This window comes from Streptomyces sp. KLMMK (assembly GCF_036961605.1).
In the GTDB taxonomy this organism is placed as follows: domain Bacteria; phylum Actinomycetota; class Actinomycetes; order Streptomycetales; family Streptomycetaceae; genus Streptomyces; species Streptomyces telluris.
Genome location: NZ_JBAMDC010000094.1, coordinates 1 through 20,567, shown reverse-complemented (window position 1 = coordinate 20,567; position 20,567 = coordinate 1). Strand labels below are relative to the sequence as shown.

Genomic DNA, 20,567 nt, shown 5'->3' with positions numbered 1-20,567 from the left:
CAGGGACAGGAGCCGGCGGCGCAGGGACCGGCGCAGGCGGCGGCGTCGGGTGCGGCCCCGGCATCGGCGTCACCGCCCCGTCGTGATCGACGATCAGCGGCCAGACCGAGCCGTCGGGCTCCTTGGCGTTGATGCGTATGGGGTGGCCGCGGAGGGCCGCGCGCACCCGTATCTCGGAAAGTGCCGAGGTCCGCGCGTCCGCGCCCGGCAGGTCCTCGACCGGCTCCCCGTCGATCGACGCTCCGCCCATTGCGTTGATGACGATCGTGTAGACAGGCGTCAGAGGGACCGAGTCGAGGTCCGTCACAACAGGCATGGTCATTCCTTACGTACCGCCGCCGCCAGAAGGCCAAGGGGCCGCGGCACGCAGGGTGCCGCGGTCCCCCGGATAATGATGACCCGGATCACCCACCGCTGGGGTAGTAGGGGGGTGACCAGCCCAGATACTTGGCGTTCCACTTGGTTTCGATATCGGTGGCGGGGACGATCGATATCTCGCCGATGACCCCGATGTCATTGGACGCGATCTTCCCGTCGCCGACGTAGATGGCCACGTGACCCGCCCGGTGCCCGGTGTCCCAGAACATCAGAGCACCGGGAGGCGGATTGCGGTCGCCGTCGTGCCGCATGTCCTTCGGCATGACGTCCGTGTAGTGGTCGATGGCGTAGTTCGTACCGGAGTAGTTCCAGCCGTAGGCGATGGACGTGAAGGCCAGGCACTTCTGGTACCAGTTCGCGCGGTGGCTGTCGGCCTCGGCCTTCGCCCACTTGATCGCGTCGGCGGTGGAACGCGGGTTCCTCACCTTGTCGGGCCAGTTGGCGTTGCCGTCGTGGAAGGGTTCGCCCGGCTTGCCCGGCTTGCCGGAGGTGTTGCAGTCGCCCGGGGGTTCGTCGGGATCCTTGCCGTTGCCGTTGCCGCTGTTCCCGGCACTTCCTCCGGACGTGTTCGAACCCGGCTTCTTGGGGTGGTTCTCGCCGGACCGCTCCGTGTCGATTCCGGCTTCCTTGGCGATGCTGCGCGCCTGGGTCTCCTTCGGCCCGTAGGCATTGGGGAAGCCGGACCGCTGTACCTTCTGGGCGGCGTCGTTGAGCGACAGGTTCTCCCAGGGGACGTCCTCCAGGCCCGGCGGGTCGCCGCTGTCGCCGCCGAAGAAGAACATCTTGGCCGCGTACTTGGGGTCCATGATCTGTTCTTTGGTGCCCCAGCCCGCCACCGGGCGCTGCTGGAACAGACCGACCGAGTCCCGGTCGCCGTAGTTGATGTTGTCCAGCTGCGACTCGGCGAGAGCGGTCATCAGCGCGATGAGCGTGGCTCGCCCGGGCAGCTTCCCCTCCTTCGCGACCTCATCGATGATCTTGGCGTTGGTGACCTGCCGGGCCCGCAGCTCCTTGCTCGCTCCGCCGCCGGCATCGCCCTGCTGCCCGTTGCCGTTCTCCCCGTCATCGGCCGGCTGCCCCCATTCACCGCAGCCCGCGGCAGAGGCCGAGCTGACCCCGCCGATGCCCGAGACCGCGCCGAAGATGATGAGCATGACGATGAAGACGGCCGCGATGGGGAGCCCGAACTTGAGCACCACGGCACGCCGGGCTCCCCCCGCCGCCAGGGCGAGGGCCTGACGTCCGTCCACTGGCTCAGACCCCCAGGATCCGGCCCACGCGCCACTCGTTGCCGTCGCGCGTGACCTCGGTGAGGAGGACCTTGGTCTCGTCGTACTTGCGGTAGCCGGCGATCGTGGTGTTCACGGTGACCTTGCGCCAGACGCGCAGGGGCGTGTCGGCCTGGTTGCGCACCCGGTCGTCGTCGGCGGGGCCGACGGTGACCTTGTCGACGGTGGACACGCCGCCGTTGGAGACCATCTCGTTCCACGCCGCGTCGTCGAATTTTTTGAGGTTCTCGCGCAGGGCGGAGGTCATCCACGGCGCTGCGCGGTCCACCACCGCCTTGTGGGTCTTGTCCACGGGCGGGTTGCGGGCCCAGTAGACCCGTGCCCATCCTTCCGCCGCCTTCTCCGGCTTGCTGAGGTCCGCCTTCGGCAGAGCCGGAGCCGATGCCGAAGGCGACGGGGCGGCGGGGACGCCGGTCCCCTGGGCCGGCGCCGACTCCGTCCGTGTCTCCGGCGCGCTTCCCGCCCGTACGACCTTCGCCGGGGTGTCGTTCGGCCACCAGTGGGTGGCGGCCGCGCCGAGGGCGAGGAACCCGGCGATCACCAGGATGGCGCCGCCCGCGGTGACCGGCTCCCGGCGTCGCTCCTCCGCAAGGCGCCGCTTGAGCTCCGTCTTCTGGTCCTGGCGGTAGATCTTGCGGGCCCGGCGGCGTACGGACCGCTTGGGGGCCTCTTCGATCTCCTCCGGGTAGTCGTAGGGGGTGTTGAGCAGCTCCCGCCACTCGGCCGGGCTCTGCGGCCCGTTGTCCTTGCTCACGAGTCCCTCCTGCGGCGGCGCCGGTTGGTTGTGGGTGCCGGAGCGGCGGAACGTTTCGCCTGGGCCGGAGCACTCCGCCGGCTCGCGGCGCCGCCCGAAGCCGAGGCCGTGTTCGCCGTCCGGCGGGCCTCGGAAATGCGCTGCTGGCGCGGCGGCGGGGTGTGCGGACGCGTGGGGCGGAACCGGTGACCGGCCTCGGCCTTACCGTCCGGCTTCGCGGAATTGAGCCGTGCGCCGTTCTGCTTCAGCGGCCCCTTGCTCCCTGCCTGGGCTGCACCCTGCTGGGAACGAGCGCCGTTCGGGCGTCCGGTGTTCCCCTCCCCGGAGCGGGCCGTGGCCCGCGCCCGGATGTTGCCCACGGCGGTGGTACGCCGCTCCGGCAGGGTCGAGATGGTCTTGCCCGCAGGCGTACCGGAGCCTGCGCGGCCACGCTCGCCCGGATGACGCTCGCTCTGGGAGCTGGAGGCACCGCCGGCACGACCCGCCGCACCACCGGCCGACCGAGCACCGCCCGACCGCCCCGCTCCGCCACCGGCCGCGGCGTCGGAGGCCGCCCAGGAGGCCATGGCCTGGAGCCCGCGCTCCTTGGCCTTGCCCAGCTGCTCGACTCCCGCGGAAGCCGCTCTGAAGCCGCCCCTCGCTGCGGCGCCGGCACCCATCTTGATGCCGCCCACCGCGGCGTCCTTGGCCTTGCCGCCGGCCCACTTGACGGGACGTGCCGCCTGGCGGCCCGCCCAGCCCGCGGACTTGCCGGCCATCCGGCCGGCGAGCCGGCTGGCCCCGCGTCCCATCGCCATACCCATCGCCGAGCCACCCGGAGTCAGCGCGCCGGTGACACCGACGATGCTGTCCATCACGGCGCGGAACTTGAACGCCGTGATCGCGCTGGTGATGCTGATGGCGCTGGCGGCGAAGTAGCCGCCGGAGCCGCCCAGGAACGTGATGCTGACCGTGTTCAGCACCAGGACGACGCCCAGCACCATCGTGCTCACGAAGGACTGCAGGGCGAAGCCCAGAAGGGCGTCGAACCAGCGCAGGCCCCACTGCCGCGGCCTTCCGGGGATCACCCACAGACAGGCGAAGACCACACCGGCGAGCAGCAGCATCAACGCACCGATCAGCGAGGCGAGCGAGGCGAAGGCCAAGATGATGGCGAGGACGGCAAACAGGGTGGCACAGACGAAGGCGGCCAGCGCGACCGTGACACGGCCGGCGTTCTTGCCCTGCCGCCACTTCATGGCCGGTTTGCCGAGCGCCTCGTCGCTGAGCGTCTTACTCAGGAACTCCTCCCGCGCGTCGTCGAAATCGTCATCACCCGTCGGCTGGTCCGTCTTCTGAAGGACCCGCTCGCCGAATTCTTTGCAGGTGGTGAGGTTGCCGAACTCGGCGATGCACCACGGCGTGACGACGTAGGACCGCCAGATCGCGTCGGTGGACTTGCGGACCAGCTTGGTCTTCTTGGTCGGCTCGCGGTCCTTTTCGTTCTGCTCGAGGTCCGGGGTTCCCCCGATCGCAATGGGCTCCTGCGAATTGCCGGTCATGCCGGCGCTGGTGGCCTCCATCGCGATGGTGGAACCGACCTTGCGCACACTCTCGAGGCTGTCAACCCACACACCGGGAGTAGTCACGAGGGACACCGCGAGAATCCCGGAGGCAGCCACCCAGCCGAGCTGGCTGAGGCTGCTGCCGCTCGCCTTGCGGTGATTGGCCCAGGCGATCAGCGCTCCCACGGCGAGGGCCGAGGGCAGCAGGGTGGAGGAGACCGTGCCACCGGCCTTGGAGATGGCTGTCGTGATCGCGTCGTGGATCTCTTTGACGTCGGTGAAGCCCAGCGTCCACTGGACGGCGACCACGGCCGTCTGGGTGATGAAGACCGTCAGGCCCATGAACAGATCGGCGATGCCGTTGAGCATGCTCCAGCCGATGTCCTTCCACCCCAGCTCGTTGTCCAGCCGGTAGTACAGGACGGAGCCGTACTGCTCGTAGAGGGTGGAACCCGTGCCTTCTCCGACGCGGGGAGTCTTCAGCAGGTCGCCGATGCCCGCGGGGTTGTACTTCTTGTGTTTGTCGTCGGCCGCCGCGGCCCCCGCGGTGACCACGAGCGTGGTGAACGCGCCGAGCAGGGGTATGAGGAGGTTCCGGAACCTGGGAAGTCTCATTGCGAGGACCTCATCAGGGCGTGGCGGACCGGACTGTCCGCGGACATGTCCTCGTCCCGGACGTACACCTGCTGGTCGACCAGCCACGTGTCGTCGGTCTTGACCATGCGCAGCGCCTCGCGGCGAACGGACGTCTGCGCACCCTCGGCGGTCGTTTCCTTCACCATCAGGCCGGACCCCTGGGGGTGCTTACCGGTCGGCGACACGTCGACCGGTATCCCCTCGACGCTCACGGTGACCCCGGGTTCGGGCTTCTCGTCGGCCAAGTGCGCCAACCGCTGCGCGCACCCGTCCGGGCTCCCGTCGCCACCGCGCTTGTTCGGCGTCATCAGCGCACATGACGTCGGTACGTCATGTGCGACGTACGCCTTCGCGAACCGAAGCGCCGCGTCCTTCATCGCCGCCTCGTCCTTCGCCCGCTCCCGCGCCTCCGCGTCGGCCCGTTCGCGTTCTTCCTTGGTGACCCCCGGGTTGCCCCGGGGCTCGCCGCCCTTGTTCTTGCCGTCGCCCGACGACGAGCACCCGGCGACCGCCAGGACCGACGCCGCCGCCACCGCCACTGCCGCAACCCGCCTCACGCCATTGCCTCCTCGGGTTCGGTCTTGCTCATGGACACCACGGGCTGTTCCGCGACGGCGCCGGTCGTCTTCGGCGTCGTGCTCAGGAGCTCCAGCATCTCCATCGAGGGCACGTCGAACTGCACGGTCGCGCTGCTGAAGCGGCGGTCGCGCATGATGCAGTGGCCGTGGCGGATCTCCTGGGTCACGTCCACGCCGATGGCCTGGATGAGCTGCCGCGTGTGCTCGCCCTTCGGCAGGTCGAGCAGGGCCGACATCGCGTCCTGCTGCTCGGGCGTCGTCAGCTGGAAGCCGAAGACCGTCGTCATCTGCTCGACGAGGCCCGTGAGGCTGGCCAGCGACTCCGGGTCCTGGGTGTCGACGACGAGCGCGGTGTGCAGCGCTCGGCCGACTCGGGCGATGTACTGGAGGAACGAGCTGCCCTCGCGGGTGGCCGTGAGGACGTGCACCTCGGGCACCGCGACGACCTTGCGCAGGCCGCGCAGGTCCTTACGGCCGGCCATGCTGATGCCGTAGGCGAGCAGCGAGTGGACGAGCGCCACCGACAGGCGCTGGTGGACGGACCAGTCGTCGCGGGCGTCGTCGGGCGACGGCAGGGTGATGCCGGGGACCTGGACGACCCAGATGCCGGGCGAAGGGGTGATCAGCGTGGTTCCGGAGGGCTTGCCCATGAAGGGTGCGCCGAGGCCGGTGAGCGACAGCTCGTAGAGGGCGTCGCCGGCTTCCCGGGCCAGTTCGTCCTCGGAGCGGCGCAGATACTCGATGACCTTCCACGTCGCCGGGTCGCCCGCGGCGATGATCTCGTTGACCGCGCTCTGGATGGGGGTCTCGGCACCGCGCATGCGCAGGTGCTGCGGCAGGGCGATGCCCAGCTGCGCCGGGACCTCGGTCTGCGCGCGCTCGGCGCTCTCACCGGAGAGAAGGGTGAACAGGTCGGCCACGCCGGCGTACTGGGCACCTGTCTCGATGACGTGGGCGTTGAGCCCGTACCGCTGACCGGCCGAGACCAGGCCGCCCATGTCGCCCTTGAAGTCCAGCGCGAGCACGAAGGAGCCGCGGAAGCCGGAGTCCAGCAGGGACAGCATCATCGCGGTCGTCTTGCCGCGGCCGCTTCGGCCGATGAAGGCCGAGGTCGTGGCGTCACCGCGTTCGGAGCCGCCGGTCAGGTCGTTGCGAACGACGCCGGGCGTCGAACCGGTCAGGTAGCCGATGATCGGGCCGGTGTCGTCGCCGACCGACGCGCCGCCCCAGAACCAGGAGCCGGCGAACGCGCCGACCGTGCGGGTGTGCACCAGGTCGGGCACGCGCAGCATGTCGCCCGCCTGCGTCTCCAGCCACAGCTCGCGCTGTTCCTCGGCGCCGATGCTGACCTCGATGCCGAGGCCGCCGTAGAAGCCGATGACGGCGTCGCAGCGGGCCCGCAGGTCCTCCAGGGAGATGTCGCTGGTGACGACCAGCCGCGGATGGTCCTCCAGCAGCGTGACGTCCTCGCGCTTCATGTCGCGCGAGAGGGACGTCATCGTCTCCTCGGTCTCCTCGATCTCCTGCGCGGTCTCGCCCGCGGAGTGCTTGGCGGCGCTCTGCCGCTGCTCCTTGGCGAGCCGGCGGACCTCGTCGATCTGCTTCAGGGCGTCGCGCTTGTGCATCACCTTGAAGCGGACGGACGGCTCGGGGTTGACCGGCTTGACCTGGATGTCCGTCCCGTAATCGTCGTCGTCCCCGTACTCGGGCACGTACGTGATCTCGGCGACGGCCCGCAGCCACTCGCCCGCTCCGGGCGATTCCATCTCCTCGGGGAAGCCGTCCATGGTGAGCACCGAGACCCAGGTGCTGGTCTCGCCGCGCTGGTCGACGATGCGCAGGTGGTCGGGGTAGGGCAGCACGCGGCCCCGGGTGAGCTGGGCCAGCTTGGCGCCGCTGATCATCCCGTCGGCGTCCGGGTTCGGCAGGACCGTGTCGCGGCGCTGCTCACGCGCGATCATCCAGGCGAGCATCTCGACGGCGGCCGGCTGCGCCTTCCACGGTGTCGTCTCCAGCTGGCGGCCGAGGCGCCGGGTGAGGGCGTCCAGCCGGGCGATCTCCTTCGGCGAGACCGACGTCGAGCCGATGCCCAGCGCGTTCTGCGCCCCTCTGCTGCCGCGGGCCTTGGCCTGGTTGGAGCGTTCGGCGATGCGCACCCCGAGCATCAGCATGCGGGTGGGGAGCTCGAGCTGGTTCAGCCGCTCGACCCGCATGTCGGCCCACTCGGCGAAGTTGCCCGCCGTGAACATGCTCTCCGCCTCGTTCCGGTACTCCTCGGCGTTCAGCGGCGCCCACAGGACCTTGAGGTGGCAGTCGTAGCCCGAGAGCGTACGGGCCAGTGCGCTGCTGGCCTGGTCGTGTTCGCCGTCGCGCGCCGATTCCGACATCAGGTCGGTGTTGGAGCTGCCCAGCACGAACCACGCCTCGGCGTGCGTCTCGGTGATGACCAGGCCGTCCGCCAGTCCGACGTAGCGCGGGGGCGGGGCGGAGCGGTCGCCGTCGACTCCGAAAAAGCGGGAGATGCCCTTGGTGAACTTCATCGCGAATCACATACCTTCCTGGCCGCTCCTGGCCCGCTGGGCGGCCATCGGAGCGGGCATGGGCGCCGTGCGGCCGCCCGTCCATACCTGCTGGGCCGGCTGGGCCTGCCGGGCGGCCCGCTGCTGTGCGGCCTGCTGCCCGGCCGCCTTGCGGTCCTTGGGGGACAGGCTGCGCATCCGGGCGCGGTAGACGTGGTCCGGCCCGTACAGGCGGGGCCGGGCATCGAGCTTGACGGCGCGGCCGGCCGTGCGCTGCGGCTCCTCCGCGCCCAGGAGCCCCTCGAAGACGCTCATGCCGGGGTAGGACAGGGCCTGCTCGGTCTTCTCCCCGAGCCGGGCCCGCAGCGGGAGCCACTCCGAGCGGTCGGCGGCGCGCCGGCCGCCGTTGATGACCGGCCGGTGACCCACCGTCAGGTACCGGATGGTGAGCGCCCACTGGGTGAGGTTCCAGCGCCGCTCATTGCGCCGCGAGCGCTGGGACCCGTAGAAGGTGATCAGTGCGGGCGGGGCGAAGTACAGGGTGAAGAAGAGCTCCGACGGCCAGCCGAAGACGAGGAGGAACGCGCCCATCCACACCGCGTAGATGACCGCGCCGGTGACGAGGACCCGACGGGTCGGGCCCTCGCCGAGGTCCATGCCGAGCAGCTCGTGCTGGCGTGTCTCCAGGTCGAAGTGGCGGGTGAAGGTGTGCCCTACCCTCATGCGCCCGCCACTTTGGTCCAGATCGCCGTGAGCATGCCCTTGGTGCTGTCCGACGCGTAGACGAAACCGGCCACGACGACGCCCGCCATGAAGTGTGCGAGCAGCTCGCCCCACTCGCGCTTCGCGTAGTGGCCGATGGCCCGGACCGCGAGCACGATCAGGAAGATGTTGCCGGCGAGGGTGATGACCCAGTTCTTGAGTTCGGCGCCATTGGTCAGCGCGAGTTCCATCATTTTCTTCCCCTTGCTTGGAGTGGGAGCGAACAGGTGAGGACGCCCGGCCGCCCGGCCGGGCGCGACAGCGCGTCCGGCGGCAGTTGCGGGCCGGAACCGGGAACGGGGCCGTGGCCCCGGGCGGGCGCGGGGGCCCGCCGGAGCTACGAGGACATGCCGCCGTGGACCTCGGAGACCTGCCAGCGCTCGGCCTTGGCCGACGCCACGCGGGTCAGTTTGACCCGGTAGGTCTCCTCCAGTTCGGCGCCGCCGGTCAGCCAGGTGATGGTCGCGGTGCCGATCCGGTCGGTACCGCTGCCCTCGTCGACCGTCCAGTTGCGGAGGCCACCGAGGTTCACGCCGGGCGGGAGGGGGGCGACGGAGGCACCCGGCGCCGCGACGGATTCGGCCTCACCGGTCGCGTACTTGGTGAAGAACTCCTCGGCGACGCCGCGCGTCTTCTCGCTGAAGTCCAGGTCCGTGGACTTGGTGTTCAGCGCGGGCGCGGCCGTGCCGCCGGTCGGCACGCCGACCATGCCGGGCTGGCCCGAGACGACGATGCGGCCGGAGGCGTGGACGACGGGGATGTCCAGGCCGACCCAGCGGGGGCCGGTCGCGGAGCGGGGGTCCTGGTTCTTCCCGTCCCCCTTGTCGTCCTTCTTGGGGTCGTCCTTCTTGTCCTTGGCCTTGTCGTCCTTGGGCTTGTCGCCCGGCTTGGGCGACCCGTCCGTCCCGGGTGTCTTGACCAGCACGTCGACGCGGACGCGGGCCCGCTTGTCCTTCTCCTCGGTGACGCTTCCCGGCTGCGCCGCGAGGACCTCCTGGTGTCCCTTCTGGTTCCAGCCGGCGGCGGTGTCGATGCCCTTGGCCATGTCCCGGGCCAGGGCCTCGGCGCGCGCCTTGGGGTCGTCCTCGTCCCAGCTCAGGTACGACCGCGCGAAACGGGCGGCGACAGCCTGGGCCTCCTGCACCGGGTAGGTGGGACCACTGCTGACCTGGACGGGGGCCTTGGGCGGTGCGGGCGCCCAGAACCACGAGCGGATGCCCGTGATCGCGGCCAGGCCGACGACGGCCCAGAGCGCGCCGCGGCCGACCTTGACCAGGAACTTGGTGCCGCTGTTCTCATCCTCGAGCTGCCAGGGGAGGTCACGCCCCTTGGCCGCGTCGGCACCCGTGCCCGCGCCGGCACCGGCGCCCGTTGCGGCACCCGGGGCGGGCTGCGAGGAGGGGGTCTGACCCTGGAGCCGGGCCGCCGCGTCGGTCCACTGCTGGAGCCCGGCGGGGGCCTGGGCTGCGGGGGAAGGCTGCCCGGCGGGCGGGGCGGGCGCAAGGCCGGCGGGCGGGGCGCCCGGCAGAGAGGCTTCGCCCTTCTTGCCCTTGGCCTTGCCCTTGGCCGCGTCGCTCCGCGGCTCCGGCAGATTCAGAATCCGCCGCATGACCGTCTTGAACGTGCTCAACCCTGGTGACCCTTCCCCCGTGCTAGGCCTGAGTGGCTGGACAGTACTTGGCCTATTTCTGATCGTCAAACAGCTTGATTTGAACAGAAGCTGTTGGGATCTGAACAACTATGGAACAGCGACCGCACCCCGAATTCCTGACATTGCGGGCGGTTCGGGGTGAGAGGTCATCCGCTGCGTGGCCCACCTCACCTGACTACGGGGCCACGGCTCTGCGACTGGGTCGGCACCGGGTCGATTCGGGGCACGTCCGTCTTTTGCCGGGGCTCTTCCGCGGGGGACTTTGTAGCCAACTTGTTGCCTAGCCCCTGAGTTTCCCCGATCCCGGGCCCGTCGAGCCCGAGAGCGGCACGCTCGACCTGGGCCTTGGCCTCGGCTTTGGCCTGGGCCTTGGCGAGGTTCTCCGCACGCAGTTTGGTCTCTTCCTGCCGGACCAGTTCCACGTGTTCCTTAGGAACACCGGGATTCAGCTTGTCCCGGACCAACCGCTCACCGATCCTCTCCTGACCCGGCGGCACCTTGACGTTCTTGTACCGTTCACTCTGCAGCGAGTTGGCGGCATCCTGATAGGACGCAGCCAGCGGCTTATTTTCGTGAGCGAGCTTCATGAGATCATTTCCACGAGACAGCTCGTACAGCTCGTGGTTCTCCATCTTGGCATCGAAGCTCTCCGGGGTGTGGAACTGAAGCTCGAACCGCTCTCCCGACTCCGTGTGCTGCCAAGTGGTATTGATCCCCTTGTAGACGGGGTCTTCCCAGGTGTTCTTCTCGGCGGTTGGTTCGTAGCCCGCCTCACGCAGCCGTCCGTAGGTCTGCTCCACACCCTGGGTGTAGGTGTCCGACTCGAAGGTCAAGGTGTAGCGGTTGAGGTCGTTGATCGACTTGGCGGTCTTTGCGACCGGGGTCCTCTTGTTCTTGAGCGCGGTCGCAGCTTTGCGCCGGAAAGAGTCGACGTCCTTCAGAGAGTATTCGAGGCCTTCCAGCTTGCCGCCCTGCGCACGGGTTTCCTGCTGGATGCCCTTCATCATGGCGTCCATGCCGCCCCGCGCCGCGGCAGCCCGCTCCCACCGCTCGGTGATGACCCGATTCTGCTCCGGGGTGAGGGTGTAACCACCGCCCGTCCAGGCCCCCGCTTGCGTACTCACAGCTCGGTGACCCCCGTCAGGCCGAACATTTCCTGCAACAGTTCCTCGGCCTCATCCGCGCTCAGCTGGATCAGATGCGGAGGGTTGGTGATCCGAGCGTCATAGAAGTCCAGGATCGCGTCGGTCGTCCCCCACACGTCGCCTTCCTGGAACGACTCATCGAGGACGTGCTCCGGGCTGCGCCGCCGTCGGACCACAGTGGTGGGCGCCTCTCCGTCCCGCCAGTCCTGCTCATCCACATAGTGGGCCCAGTAGCGCACCCACACCTGACGGTCTGCCTCCAGCACAGCGGCGCGCTCAGCCCCTACCGGAATCAGCGACTCCAGCAGGGGCGGGTTCAGGACGCCGCTGTCCTTGACGTTCTGCCATTCCCACTCGACCAGCGAAAGGTACTCCCACTGTTCACCGAGCCGGCGCCAAAGGCTCGACGGACGCTCCGCCGAGTACAGGTCGTCGACCGTCGGAACTGCTTCCACAAAGTATTCGTACTGCTCACTCATCGTTTGCTCCCTTTCTCAGAATTTTCGCTGTACCGCCGCTGCTGAACGACCTTCGCCGCGTCCTCGTGGGACTCGGCCGTGTTCTCCGCCTCCTCGCCCAGGGGGCGGAGCCGGCTCGAGCGGTACAGATCGTAGAGAAGGTGGTTCTCCGTCTTCACGCGGAAACTGTCGGGCGTGTGGAAGGCGATCTCGAACTTCACCGTGCCGTCGGGCTGTTGCCACACCGCGCGGAATCCCTTGTGGACGGGATCCTCCCAGGTGTTCTGCTCCGAACCGGGGACGATGACGTAGCCGCGCTCGTGGAGCAGGGCGTACGTGTGGCGGACGCCTTCGGTGTACGACTTCACGTCGAAGACCAGGGTGTAGCGGTTGAGGTCCTGGACCTTGCGGACGACCGTTTCCAGGGGGACGCGGTCCTCCAGTTCCATGGCAGCCTTGCGGCGGAAGGCCTTGAGGCCTTTCAGGCGGTGCAGTTTGCCTTCGAGTTTCGCGCCGTGGGAGTCCGCGAGGGCCTGCTGGACGCCTTCCATCACCGCGTCCAGACCCTTGTGGGCCGCCCGCGCCGCTTCCCAGCGTTCCGTCACCGCGCCGTTCTGTTCCGCCGTTAGTTCCAGGCGGCGGCCCGGCTCCGAGGCGTCGTCCTTCCAGGCCGTGGCGGCCTTGTTCGTCGTCACAGCTCCGTCGCCCCCTTCGCGCCGTGGAGTTCCGTCAGCAGTCGCTCCGCCTCGGCCGCGTCGATCTCCACCAGGTGCGGCGGGTTCGAGGGGCGGGCGTCGAAGAAGTCGTGGACGGCCTGGGTCGGGCCCCACTCGTTCCAGGTCTTGTACGCCTCGTCGTAGATGCGCTCCGGGCTGCGGCGGCGGCGCACCACCGACACCGGCGGCTCCCCGGCCCGCCAAGCCGGCTCGTCCGCGTACCGCGCCCAGTAGCGGACCCAGCCCTGCCGGTCCGCCTGCAGCTCCCCGGCGCGGTCGGCCGTCACCCGGTGGCGCGCGGCGTCCGGCGGCGCGAGCTGGACGGCGGTCTCCGCCGCCTTGTGCCACTGCCAGTCCAGCAGCGACAGGTACTCCCAGTCGTCCCCGCTCGCGGCCGCGCACCGCCACAGGCTCGACGGGCGCTCCTGCGGATGCTCGGGCCCCGTCTTCACGAAGTACGTGTACTTCTCGTCCTCCAGGCGCCGCCGCTCCGCCTCCGCCTCGGCCATGCGCTTCTTCAGCGCCGTGCCGTCGGTGGGCCGGCCGGGGCGGTCCTGCGAGTGGTCGTCCTCGCACTCGCTGAACATGTAGTGCTGCCGGATCCGCTCGATCGTCGGCCACAGCCACATCTGGTGCCAGTAGGCGAGGTCGCTGCCCTCGCGCGACGGGTCGGCGTCGGCCTCCGTCGCGGCGCGCCAGGACGCGTGCAGGGCGGCCAGTTCCTCGGTGACGCCGCCGTGCAGCGGCCAGCACGGCCAGATGCGCAGGTGCAGCTGCGGCGCGTAGTGCCGGCCGAGCCAGTCCAGCCAGTCGGCCAGCCCGCGCCAGTCCGCCTCCGTCGCGCGCAGCGACCACGGCAGGTGATCGGTGCCGGGGGCCGCCCCGGCGGCTGCGCCGGCGGCGGGGCGCGCCGTCGCCGCCTCCACCGCGTGCAGCCGGTCGATGACCTCCCCGACGACCTCGGTGATCTCGGCCTGGTTCGCCTTGATGCCCGTCGCGAAGTTCTTGACCGCCGCTTCGAGCTGGGTGCGCCACTCCCGGAGGGTTTCGATCTCCTCCTTGAGGGCCCTGACTTCGTCCTGAAGCCGTTCGTCGACTTCGTCCTGAAGCCGTTCGTCCCGCAGTTGTTCTTCCACGCCCTACCGCCCTCCTACGTCCTACGCGCCCGCGCTCTCCAGCGGCGGCGGCCCGATCCGCGACGCCCTCGTCGCGTGCTCGCCCGCCCGCAGCGCCGCTCCGTCCCGGCGCTGGTCCCACGGCAGCAGCTCGGCGATGACGCCCGGCGCGCCGCGGAAGAGCAGGAGCGCCCGGCCGTGCGGCAGCTGGCGGATCTCCTCGGGGCGGAGGATGCGGCGTTCGCGCTCGACCTCGTTGGTGCCGTAGCCGAAGAGGCGCTGGGTGTCGCGCGACTTCGAGAGTTCGACGAGCTCGGCCTCGCCGACGAGCTCGGAGAAACGGCGCAGCGCCTCGACGTCCTTCAGGCCGCCCATGACGAGGGTGGCCGCCGCGTTGTCGAGGAGCGTGTCGGCCTCGTGCTGTCCCCACCGGAGGACGGCCTGGGCCAGGGACTGCAGGGCGTAGACGATGTGGATGCCGTAGCCGCGGGCGTCGGAGGCCAGCGACGGCAGCTTCGGCAGCGGGGCGACGTTGGCGACCTCGTCCAGGACGAGGCGCAGGAACGGGTCCAGCCGGCCCGAGGGCAGCCGCGGCGCCCGGCGCTTGGCCGCGTCGACGACCTCGCCCAGCAGCATCGTCGTCAGCGGCGAGACGTTCGTCGAGGCGTTGGAGTCGCTGATGAGGACCAGGGTGTCGCGGGAGGCGACGAACGCGTCCGGGTCGAAGGTCGGCACGCCCGGCTGCGGGGTGACGCAGCGCAGCACCTTGCGCAGGGCGAGCGGTTCGATCTGGGCGGCCAGGGTCTGCCGGGTCGAGGCGACGGTCTCGTCGGCGCCGGTCGACACGGAGCGCAGGAGGACGTCCCAGCCGGGTTCGGCGTTGGGGTGGTCGGTGAGGATGGCCCGCGGCTCGCTGGCCTTCTCCAGGTTGGTGGCCCAGCGCATGACGTGCTCGATGGTCTTGCCTTCGAGGGCCGCGGCGTGGAGGAGCCTCGTCAGCGCGGACGACGCCGTCTGCTGGAAGAAGCTGCCGTTGCTGGAGGAGCTGTCGTCCGCGCCCATGCCGACGGAGAACGACAGGGCGCGCGACGTGGCGGTCTCGCCCTCCTGGCACCCGGCCACCGGGTCCCAGACCATCCTGTGCGGCCAACCGACGGTGTCGAGCGGGTCGAAGACCCATACCCGGCCCATGCGCGAGCGCGGTTCGGCGATGACGTCGAGGACGTCGGCGCGGGTGGAGGTGACGACGAGCGGGCCCGGCGCGTCCAGGCACGCGGGGATGACGACGTTGCGGGACTTGCCACCGCCGGAGGGGGCGATGACCGCAACCGAGTCCTCCGGCGTGGCCACCAGCGGCTGGCCGGTGCGGACCTGAGTGCCGAGCATCCACCCGACCTCGCGCAACTCCGCACGCGCCGCAGCCCTGGGGTCGAACTTGCCGTCCTTGCCGGTGAACGACGTCGCGCGCGTCATCTTGGCGGCCTTGCGGGCGCGCTTCTCGCCGAGCATGTCGCGGGCCTCGGTCGCGGAGGCGAGACCCTCGCCGCCCGCGCCCCGGACACGGCGCTGCCGGGCCTGTGCGGCCAGCATGACGGTCGCGATCGGGCCGAGGAGGAAGCCCAGCCAGACCGCGACGGTGACATTGGCCGACGCCGGCACGATGCCGTCGCCCAGGCCGGTCAGCGGCTTGTGCTCCGCGAGGGCGCCCGCCGTGGCCAGGACATTCGTCAGGGCCATGTTCTCGGCCGTGACCCAGACGGCCAGGTGCCAGCTGACGACGACGGCGGCGACCAACGCCGATGCCTTGACGAGGGCGATCTCACCCTTGGGTCCGCCGCTCTCGTACTTGCGTCCCACTTTGCGCGCCGCTGCCACGCCGTGGACCCCCGTCCCTTGCTTGATGTGATCTCTTCAGATCGCTGCGACGTTAACACCTCCGTGCGACAGGTCAGGCGTTCGAGGCGGGGGCGGGGGGACTACGCAGCGAAGGTGTTACGCAAGGAGGGCACGAGGGCGGCCCCGGGATTGCCGAGGACGCCGGCCCGGTTACGTATCGAGGGCGCCGCCGGTGGCACCGAGGGCGCCGGCCGGTTGCACCGAGGACGGCTGCCGGTTACGCGGAAGCGCGGTGCGCGCGCCAGACCGGGCTGTCCACGTAGTGGTTGTCGTAGCGCTCGGCCGACTCCTTGATCTCCTCGACGCTCGCCTCGCCCCGGGCCACGCGGTCCAGCAGGCGGTAGTAGTCGAAGCGGCCCATGCCCGGCGTGAAGACGACCAGGGCGTCGGCGGAGCGGCCGGCCGCCGGGGCGAAGGCGTGGGGCATGCCGGGCGGCACGGCGAGGAAGTCGTTCTTCTCCAGCGTCACGATGGTCTCCCCCGTCAGCACCTCCAGCGTGCCGTCGAGGACGAAGAAGAACTCGGTGGCGCGGGTGTGGAAGTGGGACGGGGCCCCGGCCGTGCCCTCGGCGAGCGTGGCGCGGTTGCTGGTGAACGCACCGCCGGTGGTGTCCGAGTCCGCGAAGAGGGTGATCAGGGAGCCGGGGGCGTCGCTGAGGACGGTGGCCTCGGCGGCGCGGACGAGGACGGGGGCGCTGGCGGTGGCGGGGCTCTGGGGCTCGGACATGGAGGGCTCCTCTGAAGTGCGGTGACGCGGCGCGCCGTTCGTTCTGAAGATCAATCTACGGGGTCGAGTGTCCGGTGTTGTGGTGCACTTTGCGCACAAAATCGTGGGCCAATTGGGCCGACCGCCGGCCCGTGGCGGCACCCCCCGGGCGACCACACCGCCTCCGCACCACCCCCCTCCGCCACCGCACGCCCACCGCACCACCAATTCGTCACGACCACCGGCACTTTATGGAACCGCACCGTCACCTGACGGAGTGAGAAAACCTCGCTTCACCTGCCACCCAGTTTTGCCGAAAATTGTTCACGGACGTGCCATGAACTCCCGGGTATGGAGGTTTCGATGGAAGGAAAAGTCGCTCTCGTCACCGGGGCGGCAGGCGGAATAGGAGAATCGGTCGTCCGGACGCTGGCAGAGAAGGGAGTCGCCGTAGCGGCGGTCGACAAGGACGAGGTCCGGCTGCGGGCCTGCGTCGAGAAACTCACCGCGGACGGCCTGCTGGTGGAGGCATTCCCCGGGGACGTCACCTCCAGCCCGGAAGTGGAGGCGGTCGTCGACGCGGTCGAGCGCCGCCTCGGACCGCTGGACTACCTGGTCAACGCCGCCGGCGTGCTCCGGCTCTCCGAGGCGCGCCGGCTGACGGACGAGGACTGGAAGTTCACCTTCGCCGTCAACACCAGCGGCGTCTTCTTCGTCTCCCGCGCCGTCGTCAACCGCATGGTGCCGCGCGGCCGCGGAGCGGTGGTGACGGTCGCCTCGAACGCGGCCGGCACGGCGCGGGTGGAGATGGCGGCCTATTCGGCGTCCAAGGCCGCGGCCACGATGTTCACCAAGTGCATGGGACTGGAGGTCGCCAAACACGGTATCCGCTGCAATCTGGTGGCGCCCGGCTCGACCGAGACGCCCATGCTGAGCGATATGTGGAAGGACGGGGACGCGGCGCGCAAGGCATCGATCGAAGGCGTCGCGAGTTCGTACCGGGTGGGAATTCCGCTGCGGAAACTGGCCCGCCCGGAGAATGTGGCCCAGGCCGTGGTGTTCCTGCTGTCCGACGCGGCGTCCCACATCACGATGCACGACCTGACGGTGGACGGGGGTGCGGCGCTGGGTGTCTGAACGGCACGCCCTCGAACCTTCGAGCGCCGTACGGGCGGATCGCCCGTACGGCGCTCGACTCGTATGTACAGCACGTACGTGCCCGGGCGGCGCGTACGTGCCCCGGCGGCGCGTACGTGCCCCGGCGGCGCGTACGTGCCCGGCAACGCACTTCTGCCGCGACGACCGATCGCCGTCGCGGCAGAAGAAACAGGAAACCGCCGAGCCCGGCCCTCCCTAGACGCCCCCGGCCCCGCTCGCGCTCCGGGCAGCACCCATCACAGCCTCCGGCGCCGCCGCGCTCCGGACGGTGTCCGGGCCCACGGATGCGGAACCACCGCCGCTCCGCTCCCCCCGCCGCGACCGCAGCAGCACCGCCGACACCACGGCCGAGGCCGCGAACGCCGCCGCCGCGATCAGCAGCGCGAAGGCGTACCCGGAGCTCGTCGCCGAGCCGATGCCCTCCCCCGCGTCCCGCAGGCCGCTCGCGTGGGCCGTGGCCAGGGAGACGAGGACGGCCAGGCCGACGGTGGGGCCGACCTCCATCGCCGTGTTGACGACGCCGCCCGCGAGCCCGGCGCGCTCGTCCTCGACGTCCTCCAGGGCGACGACGGTCGACCCGGAGAAGACGCACGCGATGCCCACGGGGAAGACGATGAGGCCGGCGAGCAGCGTGCCCGCGTAGGCGCTGTCCGCGCCCAGCTGCCCGATCAGCACCAGCCCGGCGGCCGCGACGAGCAGCCCGCCCACCGTGACCGCACGGCCCCCGAAGCGCCCGATCAGCCGCCCGGCCAGCATCCCGGTGACGACCTGCGCCGCGCTGAAGGGCAGGAAGGCCGCGGACGTCAGCAGCGGGGAGGCGTTGCGCACCTCCTGGAAGTACAGGGACAGCAGGAAGAAGATCGTCGACATTCCGGCCGAGCCGATGAAGACGGCCCACAGGGCCGTGGCCCGGTGCCGCCGCGCCAGGAACCCCAGGGGCACCAGCGGGTGCGACACCCGCAGCTCGACCGCCACGAACGCGGCGAGCAGCAGCGCCCCGGCCGCGATCGGCCCCCACACCACGCCCGCGCCCCAAGGCCGCTCGCCCGCCTCCACGAGCCCGTAGCTCATGACGGTCAGCCCGGCCGTGACGAGCACGGCGCCCGGCACGTCCAGCGGCACGCGCACCGGATCGGGGCCCGCGGGCAGCACCCGCCGCGCCGCGACCACGGCGAGCAGCGACACCGCCACGGGCACCACGAACGACCACCGCCACGACACCCACGTCGAGACCGTCCCGGACAGCAGCATGCCCGCCGTCGCCCCGAAGCCGGCCAGCCCGCCCCACACCGCGAGCGCCCGCGCGTGCCGGCCCTCGTCGGGGTAGAGGGAGCGGACCAGGGACATCGCGGCGGGTGCCGCGAGCGCCGCCCCGACGCCCTGCACGAAGCGGCCGCCGAGGAGGAAGGCGAAGCCGGGCCCGAGCCCGGCGGCCGCCGAGGCCAGCCCGAAGACGGCGGCCCCGGCGACCAGCGCCCGGCGCCGACCCATGAGGTCTCCCAGCCGCCCGCCCAGCATCAGCAGGCCGCTGAACGACAGCCCGTACGCGGCGCTGACCAGCGTCAGCTGCGCACCGGACAACCCGAGGTCGTGCTGGATCGCCGGCAGCGCCGGCGACAACATCGTGATGGCCAGGATCAGAACGACCTGCACGGCGCCCAGCAGGGCGAAACCGCGTCCGGTGCGCGCGACCGCGCCCGGAGCCGGTGCGTAACCGGAGGACATGACTTCCCTCTTTCCATGCTCTTTCTACGGCTTGTACGAGGGGAGGGCCCTCACCCCTGTCCCGGCAGCCTCACCGACTGCTCGTGCCGGAACACGTCCCTCGGGTCCCACCGCGCCTTGACCGCCTGCAGCCTGCGGTAGTTCCCCTTGAAATACAGCTCGTGCCACGGCACCCCGGACCCGTTCCACCGCGCCGTGTTCAGGTCGGCGTCCGCGTAGTTGACGAAGCACCCGTCCGTCACGTCCCCCGGTCTGGGCACGCCCCCGGACGCCGCGTAGACGTCCTGGTAGAACTCGCGGATCCAGGTCAGGTGCCGTTCGTCGTCCGCGGCGTTCTGCCAGAAGGTGATGTAGTGCAGCTTCATGACGGAGTCCCGCTGCGGCACCGCGGTCTCCGCCGGTCCGACCGCGTTCACCCGGCCCCCGTACGCGCTGATCATGACCACGGACATGGGCCCGCTGAAGTCGTCGCGGGTCAGGTGCCGGTAGAACGCCTTGAGCTGGTCCTCCGGGAACCCCTTCCGCATGTACGCGGACTTGGCCTTGAACCGGGTCGTGGTGTCGGGCGCGGTGAAGCCCGGCCAGGACGTGGTGGCGTGCAGCCAGGAGATCGTCCGGCGGTCGTCCACCCGGTACCGGACGCCCACGCCCTGCGACACGGCGGCGAGGAAGGCGTCCAGCAGCCCGGACGCGTTCGGCACGGACGCGTCGATCTGCGTCGTCATGGAGAACGACCCGGCGGACCTGTGCGTCGGCTTCAGCTGGCTGAACAGGCTCGCGTACGGGGAGCCGGGCGCGCTGTTGCGCTCGCACCACCGGCCGTAGTTCCGCAGGATCGTGGTGAACGCCGCCTCGGTCATCCCCTCCCACGGCCAGGTGACCGTGGAGACGTGCACCTCGGACGGCGGCTGCGGCAGCAGCCCGGCCGGATCCGCCCCGCCGGCCCCCGGCGACCGCATCAGGTACCGCGTGACCACTCCGAGCGCGCCTCCGCCCGCGCCCGTGTGCGCCCACAGCAGCTCACGGTTGGGGTCGTTCTCCTCCCGCGTGGCGACCACCTTCCGGGCGGTGCCGTTCGCGTCGACGACGACGGCCTCGATCCCGTACAGGTGGTCCACGACGAGGCCGTGCAGCCGGGAGAGCGCGCCGTAGCCACCGCCCACGATGTGCCCGCCCGCGCCCACCGAGGGGCAGGTGCCGCCGGGCACGGTCACGCCCCAGCCCCGGTACAGGGCGCGGTAGGCGTCCCCCAGGCGGGCTCCGGGCTCGATGAAGAAGGCGCGCCGCCCGGCGTCGTAACCGACGCGGTCCATCGAGCCCGTGTCGATGACGAGCCGTACGTCGTCCGTGGTCACGAAGTTCTCGTAGCAGTGGCCTCCGCTGCGCACGGCGGGCTTCCGGCCGGTGTCGACGGCCTCCTGGACGGCCGCGAGCACGTGGTCGGCCGACCCGACGAGGCGTACGGCGTCGGGCGTGCCGACCCAGCGGCGGTTGGCGCCCCAGACCAGGTCCGCGTAGCGCCGGTCGGACGGCCGGA

Annotated in this window: 17 protein-coding genes and 1 pseudogene; 1 reads left to right on the top strand and 17 read right to left on the bottom strand. The window is 70.6% G+C overall.

Annotated features, from left to right (window positions below; translation table 11 throughout):
- From V7793_RS16500 to V7793_RS16430, 15 genes and pseudogenes are all read right to left on the bottom strand, one after another.
- Positions 1-316: pseudogene (locus V7793_RS16500) on the bottom strand (hypothetical protein); the annotation flags it as partial.
- A gap of 88 nt (positions 317-404) precedes the next feature.
- Positions 405-1,628, bottom strand: coding sequence for a peptidase M23 (locus tag V7793_RS16495; protein WP_336007163.1), 1,224 nt, complete (start codon positions 1,626-1,628; stop codon positions 405-407).
- 4 nt (positions 1,629-1,632) lie between these two features.
- Complete coding sequence (locus V7793_RS16490; RefSeq protein ID WP_336007161.1) at positions 1,633-2,421, bottom strand: hypothetical protein; 789 nt, start codon at positions 2,419-2,421, stop codon at positions 1,633-1,635.
- Positions 2,418-4,580 carry a hypothetical protein gene (locus V7793_RS16485; protein ID WP_336007158.1) on the bottom strand — a complete coding sequence of 721 codons (2,163 nt, stop codon included), beginning with the start codon at positions 4,578-4,580 and terminating at the stop codon, positions 2,418-2,420. The genes V7793_RS16490 and V7793_RS16485 overlap by 4 nt, the downstream gene beginning before the upstream one ends.
- Positions 4,577-5,158, bottom strand: coding sequence for a hypothetical protein (locus V7793_RS16480; RefSeq protein ID WP_336007156.1), 582 nt, complete (start codon positions 5,156-5,158; stop codon positions 4,577-4,579). Before V7793_RS16480 ends, V7793_RS16485 begins: the two co-directional genes overlap by 4 nt.
- On the bottom strand, positions 5,155-7,719 hold the full coding sequence (locus V7793_RS16475) for an ATP-binding protein (protein ID WP_336007154.1): 2,565 nt from the start codon (positions 7,717-7,719) through the stop codon (positions 5,155-5,157). Before V7793_RS16475 ends, V7793_RS16480 begins: the two co-directional genes overlap by 4 nt.
- A 6-nt stretch (positions 7,720-7,725) precedes the next feature.
- Positions 7,726-8,421: a hypothetical protein gene (locus V7793_RS16470; protein ID WP_336007152.1), complete on the bottom strand. Its 696-nt coding sequence runs from the start codon at positions 8,419-8,421 to the stop codon at positions 7,726-7,728.
- Positions 8,418-8,654 carry a hypothetical protein gene (locus tag V7793_RS16465; RefSeq protein WP_063804439.1) on the bottom strand — a complete coding sequence of 79 codons (237 nt, stop codon included), beginning with the start codon at positions 8,652-8,654 and terminating at the stop codon, positions 8,418-8,420. The genes V7793_RS16470 and V7793_RS16465 overlap by 4 nt, the downstream gene beginning before the upstream one ends.
- Positions 8,655-8,797: 143 nt before the next feature.
- Positions 8,798-10,090, bottom strand: coding sequence for a conjugal transfer protein (locus V7793_RS16460; RefSeq protein WP_336007147.1), 1,293 nt, complete (start codon positions 10,088-10,090; stop codon positions 8,798-8,800).
- Between the two features lie 188 nt (positions 10,091-10,278).
- Positions 10,279-11,235 (bottom strand): hypothetical protein, encoded by a 957-nt coding sequence (locus V7793_RS16455; protein WP_336007145.1) that lies wholly within the window; start codon positions 11,233-11,235, stop codon positions 10,279-10,281.
- On the bottom strand, positions 11,232-11,735 hold the full coding sequence (locus V7793_RS16450) for a hypothetical protein (RefSeq protein WP_336007143.1): 504 nt from the start codon (positions 11,733-11,735) through the stop codon (positions 11,232-11,234). Before V7793_RS16450 ends, V7793_RS16455 begins: the two co-directional genes overlap by 4 nt.
- The gene (locus V7793_RS16445; protein ID WP_336007141.1) at positions 11,732-12,409 is read right to left on the bottom strand and encodes a hypothetical protein; all 678 of its coding nucleotides are present in this window, start codon (positions 12,407-12,409) and stop codon (positions 11,732-11,734) included. Before V7793_RS16445 ends, V7793_RS16450 begins: the two co-directional genes overlap by 4 nt.
- A complete protein-coding gene (locus tag V7793_RS16440) occupies positions 12,406-13,566 on the bottom strand; it encodes a hypothetical protein (protein ID WP_336007138.1) in 1,161 nt (386 codons plus the stop codon). The genes V7793_RS16445 and V7793_RS16440 overlap by 4 nt, the downstream gene beginning before the upstream one ends.
- Positions 13,567-13,587: 21 nt before the next feature.
- On the bottom strand, positions 13,588-15,402 hold the full coding sequence (locus V7793_RS16435; protein ID WP_336007136.1) for a type IV secretory system conjugative DNA transfer family protein: 1,815 nt from the start codon (positions 15,400-15,402) through the stop codon (positions 13,588-13,590).
- A gap of 256 nt (positions 15,403-15,658) precedes the next feature.
- Positions 15,659-16,168: a cupin domain-containing protein gene (locus tag V7793_RS16430; RefSeq protein ID WP_336007134.1), complete on the bottom strand. Its 510-nt coding sequence runs from the start codon at positions 16,166-16,168 to the stop codon at positions 15,659-15,661.
- Positions 16,169-16,510: 342 nt separating this feature from the next.
- On the opposite strand from V7793_RS16430, the gene V7793_RS16425 reads away from it, so the two are divergent.
- Positions 16,511-17,284, top strand: a complete 774-nt coding sequence (locus V7793_RS16425) for a 2,3-dihydro-2,3-dihydroxybenzoate dehydrogenase (protein WP_058047450.1) — start codon at positions 16,511-16,513, stop codon at positions 17,282-17,284.
- A 216-nt stretch (positions 17,285-17,500) separates the two neighbouring features.
- Here the strand turns inward: V7793_RS16425 and V7793_RS16420 are convergent, their stop codons facing one another.
- Positions 17,501-19,030, bottom strand: coding sequence for an MFS transporter (locus V7793_RS16420; protein ID WP_336007131.1), 1,530 nt, complete (start codon positions 19,028-19,030; stop codon positions 17,501-17,503).
- Between the two features lie 50 nt (positions 19,031-19,080).
- On the bottom strand, positions 19,081-20,567 hold a 1,487-nt coding region (locus V7793_RS16415; RefSeq protein WP_336007127.1), incomplete at its 5' end, for an FAD-binding oxidoreductase.